The organism is Winogradskyella undariae, from assembly GCF_013285155.1.
Taxonomy (GTDB): Bacteria; Bacteroidota; Bacteroidia; order Flavobacteriales; family Flavobacteriaceae; genus Winogradskyella; species Winogradskyella undariae.
Map to the genome: position 1 here is coordinate 110854 of NZ_JABTEL010000011.1, position 10755 is coordinate 121608.

Sequence of the window (10755 nt, forward strand, 5' to 3'; positions counted from 1 at the left end):
TGAACTAATTTCAGTACTTATTTTCCGATAAAACGGAAACATATTCTAATTAACTATCAATTTTTATTGTTTCTGGGTAAACTATTTTAACTAAGTATAAGCCATGTGCAGGAACTGAAAACCCAGCCTCACTCCTGTTTTTCGATTTTATAATTGTATGTAAATCGTCTAATTTCAATTTTCCTAAACCTATATTAACCATTGTACCAACAATAGCTCTAACCATATTTCTTAAAAAACGATCGGCTGTTATTGTAAAAACTAATTGGTCGTTATTTTTAGTCCAAAAAGCTTCTTTTATATCACAATTATACGTCTTTACATCTGTTTTACTTTTAGAAAAACATTGAAAATCTTTATACTCGAATAAGATTTTACAAGCTTCATTCATCAGTTCTAAATCTAAAGGCAAATGAACTTGGTAACTAAAATCGTAATCAAATACATTTTTAGATGTCGAAACTTTATAATGATATGTTCTGCTTGTTGCATAAAACCTAGCGTGCATCTCTGGCTTTACTTCAAAAATAGAACTAACTGCTATGTCTTTAGGCAAGAAAGAATTTAGTTTATAGACTAAATCTTTAGATTCAAAATTTCCATCAAAATCAAAGTGAGCAAACATTTGCGACGCGTGCACACCTGCATCAGTTCTACCGGCACCCATTATTGCTATTTTAGTTTTCAAAATTATAGATAATGCCTTTTCTAATACTTCTTGTACAGAAATTGCATTCGGTTGATTTTGCCAACCATGATAAGCGCTACCATTATATGAAAGTTCAATGAAAAATCGCAATAGAAATCTTACTTTTGTTAAAGTACAAAGATACTTTATTCCTGCGAACGCAAGAATCTCGTTAACGGAATATTTAGAGTTAAAAAGCACTATAGTTAATTTCGTAAAAAATTATAATACATATATACAATAACAATATTCCTGATTTCTCGGGAAGAAAAATAAAAAGTTTTCTTGAAAAAAATACTCCTCCTATCCGATACACATAGTTATATAGACGATGTTATTCTAAAACATGTAAAACAATCAGATGAAGTTTGGCACGCAGGTGATATTGGTGACTTAAAAGTTACGGATCAAATTAAAGCTTTAAAACCATTGAAAGCTGTGTATGGAAATATTGATGATGCTAAAGCTAGAACTGAATTTCCGCTTCACAATCGGTTTATGTGTGAAGGCATGGATATATGGATTACCCATATTGGAGGTTATCCGCCCAAATACAATTTAACCGTTAGAGAAGAATTAACTAAAAACCCGCCTGATATTTTTATTGTAGGACATTCTCATATCTTAAAAGTAATGCCTGATAAAAAATTAAACCTACTACATATGAATCCAGGTGCTGCAGGCAAACATGGTTTTCATAAAGTAAGAACAATGCTAAGATTTAAAATTGATGGTAAGATTATAAAAGATTTAGAAGTTATTGAATTTGAGTCTTAGCCATCATTAAAATAAATATTGATTATAAATTGAAATAATACAATTACTTTTTTGATTTATTCATTACATATAATATACCTAAAAAAGCTGTACCAAAACCAATAAATACAGAATTTCCTATTGTAAAAGAAGCAAATTTATAAAGTAATAAACTTAATAACACAGCAGCTATCCCATGCATTAAAACTTGTTTTTTCATACTATCATTATATTTTTAAATATAAAAACTATATTCAATATAGGTGTTTCTAGATAAAAAAGATTCTAAACTTATTTTTTTAATAAATTATCAATCATTAACTCTTTTTATTTCTAGTCATTTAGATTAAAAAATGATAACAAAAAAAACCCAGACGGCAGAGTCTGGGTTTTTCACACTAATACTACTAAGATTATAGGTCTATCGTAAACGATCTACTGATTTTACAAGATCTTCATCCTTTTTAATAGCCTTGTTAGCCAAGACTAAACACACAATAGAAAAAACAGGAAGAAGAATCCCAATACCCTTCTCAGAAAAACTAATTTCTCCAGGTACCTTTGAAGATTCGTAAACTAAGATTCCTAGTAAAATAAAGTTTAATATTATATTAAGTCGTCCCAATACAAATTGAGACTTTCTGTCTTTAAATCTAAAAATCGAAATCAAAGATAATAAAGCTGAACCCAAAAACAAACCTAGACACCAATAATTATCTAAAGCATAAACTTTAGCGCCTTCATTGTTTGTCCACAGGTAAAAAACAAATATTAGGCCTGATGAAATGATGGCTGCTAAAAATAAATATAAGGTTTGAATGCGTTGAATCATATCTTTTACTCTAAATCTTATGCAAAATTAGGAGTTTATTTTTTAAAAAGATAGAAATTATTTTAAAATAAAATTGTATTATTGCAATAGGAAGAAGTAACATACTGAATTGCATCTTTCTAATCTTCCAAATTAATCTCACTTTTTTTCTTTTTATTTCATCTAGAAAATATTGAATTAATAATATCTAAATTATAATACATTATACAACATACGAATGTTCGAAATTTCACAGTTAAAAGCTAAAAAACTTCCTGAATTACAGGAGATAGCGAAAAAACTAAATGTACCTAAATACCGTACACAAAAAAAATTAGACCTGGTTTATCAAATTTTAGATTACCAAGCAGCAAATCCTGATGCTGTAAAAGCTAAGGTAGCAACTGAAGAGCCTGCAAAACAAGAAGAGCCACAAAGCAAACCTCCTCAGAAACGTGCTAGAGTTACGCAAAAACCAAAATTAGCACAAGAGACTAAAGATGATACAGATCAAAAATCTTTAGATTTAAAGGAAAAAACAGACGAGGTAAAATCAACACCTCAAGAACGTAAGCCAAGAGCTCGCAAGACTATAGAGCGTAAACCTCAAGCTAACAATAAGGCACAAGAGGATAAGTCTACCACAGACAATTCTACAAAAAATAAACCTACACCAAGACCACAAGAACAAAAGAAACCTAATCCGCGCAAAGACGACAAAAGACGTCCACAAAGCAACGACAACAGGCAACCACGTGCTAAAGATGGTAACACTCATGGTAATAGCTCAAAAAACAATGGTAACAAGGATAGCAGAAATCGCTACCGTGAGCCAGATTTTGAATTTGATGCTATTATTGAAAGTGAAGGTGTTTTAGACATCATGCAAGATGGATATGGTTTTTTAAGATCTTCAGATTATAATTACTTATCTTCTCCTGATGATATTTATGTATCACAATCTCAAATTAGATTATTTGGATTAAAAACTGGTGATACTGTTCTTGGACATGTAAGACCTCCAAAAGAAGGTGAAAAATATTTCCCATTAATTAAAGTGAGTAAAATTAATGGTCAAAATCCAAATGTTGTAAGAGACAGAGTTGCTTTTGAACATTTAACACCATTATTCCCAGAAGAGAAATTTAACCTTGCAGATAAGCAAGCAACGATTTCTACTCGTATTATGGACTTGTTCTCTCCTATCGGAAAAGGACAACGTGGTATGATTGTATCACAACCAAAAACAGGAAAAACAATGCTTCTTAAGGATGTTGCTAATGCTATTGCAGCTAACCATCCTGAAGTTTATCAAATGATTTTATTAATTGATGAACGTCCTGAAGAAGTTACAGATATGCAACGTAATGTACGTGGAGAAGTGATTGCTTCTACTTTTGATAAAGAAGCTCACGAACACGTTAAAATTGCTAATATTGTATTAGAAAAAGCAAAACGTTTGGTAGAATGTGGCCATGATGTGGTTATTCTTTTAGATTCTATTACACGTTTGGCAAGAGCTTATAACACGGTTCAACCAGCATCTGGAAAGATTCTTTCTGGTGGTGTTGATGCTAATGCTTTACATAAACCAAAACGTTTCTTTGGTGCTGCACGTAATATTGAAAATGGTGGTTCGTTAACAATTATTGCTACGGCATTAACAGAAACAGGTTCTAAAATGGATGAAGTTATCTTTGAAGAATTCAAAGGAACTGGTAACATGGAACTTCAGTTAGATCGTAAGATTTCTAACCGTCGTATTTTCCCTGCTATTGATTTAACTTCATCAAGCACAAGACGTGATGATATTTTATTAGATGATCTTACAATTCAGAGAATGTGGGTAATGCGTAAATATCTAGCCGATATGAATCCTGTGGAAGCTATGGAATTCATCAATGAGCGTTTCAAAAGAACTAAAAATAATGAAGAGTTTTTAATTTCTATGAACGGTTAAAGTTCGTAACACAGTATGTATAATGTAAAAAGCCTTGAATTTATAAATTCAAGGCTTTTTTTATGTTTTTCAATCTCTTTAATCAATTTATACTCTTGGCTTACTAATACCTCTATCATACATAACAATACTTCCTGCTACAGAAACATTAAGGCTTAATTGTGATTTAAATTTTATTAGAAAATGACTTTTTTCAATCGCTCGATTAGATAATCCGTGATCTTCTGCTCCAAGCAAATAAACACATCTGCGTGGATGATTAAAGGTTTCTAAAGGAACTGCTTCATCTGTTAATTCTACACCTACAAGTCTAGCTCCTTTTGGTAAGTTATTAAAGAATTCGTCAAAATTATCATAATGAAAATAAGGCATCGATTTTACCGCATTGTGTGTATCGCTAGATTGTTTTGCATAACGATTCCCGATAGTAAATATAAAACTCGCACCAAGATTTTGAGCAGATCTCCAAAGTACACCAAGATTTTCTGGTGTTTTTCCATTCTGAATCCCAATTCCGAAGAATTCATTTGTAAAATTATCATTCATAAATCAAAAATATAAATTTCATTTTATCTTTCATCAAGAATAACAAAAGAGGTTGTATAAATACTACCTAAGTAATAATTTACACAACCTCTTATTTTTAATATAAGGTATATATTATGCTGTTGCAGCTAACTTAATGTTTTGTTTGTATTCTATTGGTGAACAATTGTATTGCGCTTTAAAAATTTTAGAAAAATAACTTCTACTTGAAAATCCAAGAGAATAAACAATTTCAGAAATATTTAAATCCGTATTCTTAATTAGTTCTTCTGATTTTTTAACTCTTACATATCTAATGTAATTGTTAAGCGTTTTATCGTGCATTAATTTAAATCCTTCTTGAACTTTTGCTGGACTAATAGATATTTTTGCAGCAAGTTCTGTAACACTTAAATTAGTTTCAGGGAAATTATTAATATAATCAGATAATTCTTTTATTTGCTTTAACTCAAACCCAGTTAATGATCCTGTTGGATTTTGAGCACTTTTTATATCAATTGAGTGTTGCTCAATTTCCATAGCTAGTATTACATTTACCAACCCTTGAATCAACAATGTTCTTACTACACCACTTTGTTTTATAGCTTTTAATTGATTTATGCTATCTGCAATTTTTAAATTGTAAGATCCAGTGTAACTGTAATCTTTAGTCTTATTTTTTATAAAAATCTCAGACACCATTTTATTAATAGGGTGTTCTTTACTACTTGTTTTAGAAGTATTTACAGAGATTATAGTTGAATTCACATAAATATCTTTATAAAAACTAATGTGATTCTCGTTAGTCGTAATATTTGCTGATACTCCAGTTTGAAATGTTTCAACGGTTTTAGCTTGGCTAGAGTTTACAAAAGAATGTGATAATTTACCTTCTTTACAGTAAAGAAAGTTAGCAACTGCACGCTGTGGACTCTTAATTACAAACTTTACATCTTCTTTAAACTTTATATCAAATTCTACAAAAATTGTATCTCTTTCTAATTCAATACCTCTAATAAACCCTTTACCTACTCCATTGTCAACATATAGTTCTCCCTCATTGAGCTGCATAGAAAATGTTCCTCCAATAGTACTTTTTAAAGTTTGAAACATTGATTGTAAATTAGTTGCTTTTATATCTATAGTTTTCATGAGTATGTGTTTTGGTTAGACTGATTGTTATTTTAGTTTGAAAAAAGAAAAAGTGAATAAAATTTTGTAAAATTCTAAGCGAGTTGATTCTTTCTCTCCACATTATGAAGACTGGTCTCTATTTGAGAAGTAGTCTTAAATGAAGGTTTCGGAAATATTCTTCCGACTTTAGCAAATTGCTTTTGGATAAGTTGTGATGGAAATTTCATGGTTGTAAGTTTTAAGTTCGTTTTGTTTATACAAAGAAACAAACCTTAACCTCTTAACCTGTTATACAATTCTCTAGTTTTGTTGTATTATTTATATTTATTATTAAACAAAACTTAATAGAGTTACTAAAAGAATACAGACTTAAACACCATAAAAAGACTTTAGAACACTAAATTAAGTGATAATTGATAAAAAAACTTAGAATTAATAAGTTTGAAAGGTATTTTGAACTAAAATGAAGTTTTAGAAATTTGGAATCTTTTTACCTATTACAATTAAAATAATAACAGCAAAAACTAATAACAAGTGAATTTTAGAATTAAGTGAAAACACAAAATATCCAAACGCCCATAATATAACGAGAAGTACAAGAAATATGTAAAGAAGGGTTTTCATAAATGAAAAACTATTTAATTAAAGATCTAGCTTTAACAAAATATATTAAACTACTATGGGAAGACTTGAAATATATGATGCGTGCTAAATAACGCTAACAAATGTCATTAATTGAAACTAACGACTGTTATACAATTTCAAAAATCTCTTATATAATTTCAAGAGTCGTATTCTGTCTCTATTTTAAAAATGGTAAATAGATCGTGAAAGTTGCTCCTACTCCTGGGTTTCCTTCAGCGATGATTACACCTTGATGATTATCTACAATTTTCTTACAAATTGCTAAACCTATACCCGTACCAGAATATTCAGATTTACCATGTAATCGATTAAATAAGTCGAAGATTTTTTTAGAATAAGTTTGCTCGAAGCCTATACCATTGTCTTTAAAGATTATTTTATGATGGTATTTAAATAACGATTTTTGTAAAAACTCTACATCATTAGATAATATTTCTTGATGTTTAATCTTTATTACAGGAGCAACCCCTTCTCTTGAATATTTTAAAGAGTTACTTATTAAATTAATAAATAACTGCTCTATTTGAAAAGAAACCACTTCCATGGTTGGTAAATCACTACTAATAATTTCTGCATTCTTATCTTCTATACTATCTAAAAGTTCTTGTTTAGCTTGTTCTAACAATAGATTTATATCTACATTTTTAAAATCATTCTTAGAGTTATTGGTACGCGAATACTGTAATAGGTCTTCTATTAGCATTCTCATCCTAGATGAAGAAGATTTTATTTTCTCAATATAAAATTGCCCTTTTTCTGAAAGATTAACTAGTTCTTTAGCTTCTATGCGTGATATAAATGTTTGAATCTTTCTAAGTGGTTCTTGCAAATCATGACTGGCAACATAATTAAAAGCAGATAGCTCTTTATTATTACGTTCTAATTCTAAATTACGTTCTTCTATAAGTCTAAAATTATCAAACTCATCTGTAACATCTAACGTAACACCCAATAACTGCTTATCTTCAAAGCCATTATCTATAAGCTGAGCATGTGCCTTAAAATGCTTGATAGTACCGTCAGGTTGAACAATTCTATAATTTACAAATGGTAACTCTTCATTTTTAATCATACTATTGACTTCCTGACCTAAGCCTTCACGGTCGTCCTCATGAATAAATCCAAATAAATTCTCTAAACTAGGTTCAAAACTATTGGGCTCTACACCTAAAAGCTTATATAGATTGTCTGAAAAATGATACGTATTTTCGTCAACATACCAAATCCATGTACCACTTTTACTTACAACTTCTGCCTGCTCTGTTAATTTCTTAAAGATTTCTAAATCTTCATTTGTTTCACTCAACACTGTTAAATCTCTATTGATTTTAGCATAAGCAATTAGTAAAAGCACTAACGTTAGCACTAAGATACCATATAAAAACAAAGGTGTTAATCCTAAAGCTTGTTCACTCTTTTTTTGATTTTCTACTAGAAGTTTGTTCTCATAAACCAACATTACAGATATATCGTTTCTAATACGATCCATTTTAATCTTACCATCATGTAGTAATAATAACAACTCTTGGCTGAGTATTATTTTATCTTCAGCTATATCTAGAGACTTATTAAAAATAACGAAACGTTTGGCTATATCAAGCTCTAATTGATTTAAGTTTTGCCTTTGTATTTTATTTTTAATTATTAGAGTATCTAATCTTGAAAGGTTATTCTTTATTTTTTCAGCACTTTCTTCATAAGGTTCTAAAAAGATTGAATCGTGTGTAAGTAAATAACCTCTGTGACCCAATTCTGCATCTTTAAGATTAGAAATGATGTACTCTAACTCGCTTCTTAAATTATAAGTATCCTTAACTACTTCGGTTGATTCTGAAAGTGAATTAATATGTTTATAGGTAAAACCACCAATACATAAAATAACAAACAGACCTAAGCCAAATACAATTTTTAAAAGTTTACTAGGAGTTAAAAACATAAATTATAATCGTAATAGAAAATTTTCTTTATTTAAACCACTAGTCTCGTACTGCCAATTAGTGGTAACGACTTCAGAAAGTACTTTCTTTAATTTTTCGAAATCGTTAGGTTTTTTAATGTAAATATTGGCACCTAAAACAAACGTATTTTCCACATCTTCTTCAGAAGAAGACGTAGAATAAATGGCTATGATAATTTCATTGAATTTTGAATTTGCTTTAATTTCCTTTAAACATTCAATCCCAGATTTCTTTGGCATGTTTAAATCTAAAAATAATAAGTCAGGCAGTAAACTAGATTCCTCTAGAAACTCCATTAATTCAATCCCATCTTTAAAAGTAGATACTCTATTTTTAATTTTTAGATCTTCGAAGGCTTCGGTAAAAAAGAACCTATCATCTTCGTCATCGTCAGCTAAGGCTATATTGATGTATTCTTTATTCATAATTTAATACGCACTAATATTAGTCTATCCTATTCTCTTTTCTTTTTATTATAATACGCTGAAAAGCCGAAGGTGTAATTCCTGTTGTATTTTTAAACTGCTTACTTAAGTGTGCCACACTAGAATAATTTAATTTATATGCTATTTCCGTTAATGAGAGCTCTTCATTAGTTAGTAATGTTTTAGTATATTCTATTTTTTGTAAAATGATATAATTCTCAATAGATGTAAACGTAACTTCTGAAAATAAATTGGATAAATAGCTATAATTTTGATTTAGTTTTTCGGCTAAAAAAACAGATGTTTTTACACTAATATCGTTTTCATCATTGAACACCATATCTATAATAACATCCTTAATTTTCTGAACCATTATCTTTTTAGCATCCTCAATAACATAGATACCATAATCTTTAATACTATTATTAAATTCCTCAAACTGTTGCTGAGATACTTTTTCTAAAAGTTCTATTTCACCAAAAGCTGTTTGTTGATATTTAAAATTACTAGCATTTAATTTCTCTTCTAAAAGCACATTGCAAATTTTAGTAAAATCGAATTTTAAAAATAATTTCATTTTAATATATATGGAATTGGATTAATATGACACCAACTATAATTAATCAAATTTAATATTAAAAATCACATAAATCACTATCTAATTTTCATGATTTTTGAAAATTTAAAGAACTTATAAAAAATTATATATAGATTTAGATACAATGATTTAGTACATACTAATTAAAACAGAAGGTTCTTGAGTTATTAAAAAAATAAGCATAAAAAAAGCCGATTATAATAATCGGCTTTAAATTTATAATAAGGTTGATCAAGGTTTAAAACTCAGTATAACTAAATTTCTGACCACCAACAGAAACATCTGCCATTGCACCAGCTTTAGATTTTGCAAATATCACAACTCCATCATTATAATTTGCATTTTTACTTGCTCCTTTATCAACGATTACAGCTTTAGCTTCTGCGGAAAATTCAAAATTCTCAGCTTTAAACTCATTTAAAGCATCTTTTGTTTCAAAGAAAATCACTTGACTGTATGCTTCACCACCAGCTTGCATTCCTATATCTAATTTTTTCATAGAGGCCATTCCAGTTGCTACTCCATTTTCATACAAAACACCATTACCTGAAGCTGCACCAATAACTAATGCTCCTTCTCCAACATTTGGGAATATAACATAACCCGAAGAGTTACTAAAAAACGTTTCTAATCCTTTATCTGAAGTTTTAAAAGTTTTGATTGCTTTTTCTGCATCTTTCATAACTCGCATATCATCTTTATTTTGACTAAAAGCAAATACTGTTACAAACATTAATGCCATTGTTACTATTGAATTTCTAATTTTCATAATTCTAGTTTTATTGATTAAACATTTAATTAATGAAAGCTATAAGTAGATTTTTTTGATTTAAAATCCTTTGCTCTCACATCGTAAAATTACTAGTACTATGAATGACTTATTAATGCAATTAAATTAATTCTTGATGTTATTGATTATGAAAAATTCATTTCTAAAAATAATATAAGTTTAGAATTTATTTTTAGTGTGAATAATATTATAGCTTATATTGTTAAGAAGAAAGAACTGAGATTAAAGAGTAAAATAAAAAGAGATGAGATTTAGTTTTCTTAAAACTAAGTATTGAATAAATTTTTAATAGATAAAAAGTTCTAAATTAGAAAATATAAACACTAATAACTCACTGTTATAAGTATTCCTTGTCGTAGAGTATTATCAAAAGTTCTAAAACACAAAGAACCCTTACTAGCTAACTAGTAAGGGTTCTTAAAAAGGCGGCGACCTACTCTTCCACAGTAAAGTAGTACCATCGGC

The 10755-nt window shown here is 29.0% G+C and carries 12 protein-coding genes; 2 read left to right on the forward strand and 10 right to left on the reverse strand.

What is annotated here, in order from left to right:
- Window positions 1–49: 49 nt before the first annotated feature.
- Window positions 50–799, reverse strand: coding sequence for a tRNA pseudouridine(38-40) synthase TruA (gene truA, locus HSX10_RS14695; RefSeq protein WP_173588996.1), 750 nt, complete (start codon window positions 797–799; stop codon window positions 50–52).
- A 174-nt stretch (window positions 800–973) separates the two neighbouring features.
- Between truA and HSX10_RS14700 the strand changes: the two genes are divergently transcribed.
- On the forward strand, window positions 974–1465 hold the full coding sequence (locus tag HSX10_RS14700) for a metallophosphoesterase family protein (protein WP_173588997.1): 492 nt from the start codon (window positions 974–976) through the stop codon (window positions 1463–1465).
- Window positions 1466–1508: 43 nt separating this feature from the next.
- Here HSX10_RS14700 and HSX10_RS14705 read toward each other — a convergent pair whose 3' ends face one another.
- Both HSX10_RS14705 and HSX10_RS14710 read right to left on the reverse strand, forming a co-directional pair.
- Window positions 1509–1664: a hypothetical protein gene (locus HSX10_RS14705; protein WP_173588998.1), complete on the reverse strand. Its 156-nt coding sequence runs from the start codon at window positions 1662–1664 to the stop codon at window positions 1509–1511.
- A 201-nt stretch (window positions 1665–1865) separates the two neighbouring features.
- Window positions 1866–2276 (reverse strand): DUF4293 domain-containing protein, encoded by a 411-nt coding sequence (locus tag HSX10_RS14710; protein WP_173588999.1) that lies wholly within the window; start codon window positions 2274–2276, stop codon window positions 1866–1868.
- 217 nt (window positions 2277–2493) lie between these two features.
- On the opposite strand from HSX10_RS14710, the gene rho reads away from it, so the two are divergent.
- On the forward strand, window positions 2494–4215 hold the full coding sequence (gene rho / locus HSX10_RS14715) for a transcription termination factor Rho (protein ID WP_173589000.1): 1722 nt from the start codon (window positions 2494–2496) through the stop codon (window positions 4213–4215).
- A gap of 87 nt (window positions 4216–4302) precedes the next feature.
- On the opposite strand, the gene HSX10_RS14720 is transcribed toward rho, so the two are convergent.
- From HSX10_RS14720 to HSX10_RS14750, 7 genes are all read right to left on the reverse strand, one after another.
- Window positions 4303–4761: an RNA methyltransferase gene (locus HSX10_RS14720; protein ID WP_173589001.1), complete on the reverse strand. Its 459-nt coding sequence runs from the start codon at window positions 4759–4761 to the stop codon at window positions 4303–4305.
- A gap of 114 nt (window positions 4762–4875) precedes the next feature.
- Window positions 4876–5892 carry a helix-turn-helix domain-containing protein gene (locus HSX10_RS14725; protein WP_173589002.1) on the reverse strand — a complete coding sequence of 339 codons (1017 nt, stop codon included), beginning with the start codon at window positions 5890–5892 and terminating at the stop codon, window positions 4876–4878.
- 453 nt (window positions 5893–6345) lie between these two features.
- Window positions 6346–6498: a lmo0937 family membrane protein gene (locus HSX10_RS14730; protein WP_173589003.1), complete on the reverse strand. Its 153-nt coding sequence runs from the start codon at window positions 6496–6498 to the stop codon at window positions 6346–6348.
- Window positions 6499–6676: 178 nt separating this feature from the next.
- The gene (locus HSX10_RS14735) at window positions 6677–8455 is read right to left on the reverse strand and encodes a sensor histidine kinase (RefSeq protein ID WP_173589004.1); all 1779 of its coding nucleotides are present in this window, start codon (window positions 8453–8455) and stop codon (window positions 6677–6679) included.
- A 3-nt stretch (window positions 8456–8458) separates the two neighbouring features.
- Window positions 8459–8902, reverse strand: coding sequence for a response regulator (locus HSX10_RS14740; protein WP_173589005.1), 444 nt, complete (start codon window positions 8900–8902; stop codon window positions 8459–8461).
- A gap of 19 nt (window positions 8903–8921) precedes the next feature.
- Window positions 8922–9479, reverse strand: coding sequence for a helix-turn-helix domain-containing protein (locus HSX10_RS14745; protein ID WP_173589006.1), 558 nt, complete (start codon window positions 9477–9479; stop codon window positions 8922–8924).
- 259 nt (window positions 9480–9738) lie between these two features.
- Window positions 9739–10269 carry a lipid-binding SYLF domain-containing protein gene (locus tag HSX10_RS14750; RefSeq protein WP_173589007.1) on the reverse strand — a complete coding sequence of 177 codons (531 nt, stop codon included), beginning with the start codon at window positions 10267–10269 and terminating at the stop codon, window positions 9739–9741.
- Between the last annotated feature and the right edge of the window lie 486 nt (window positions 10270–10755).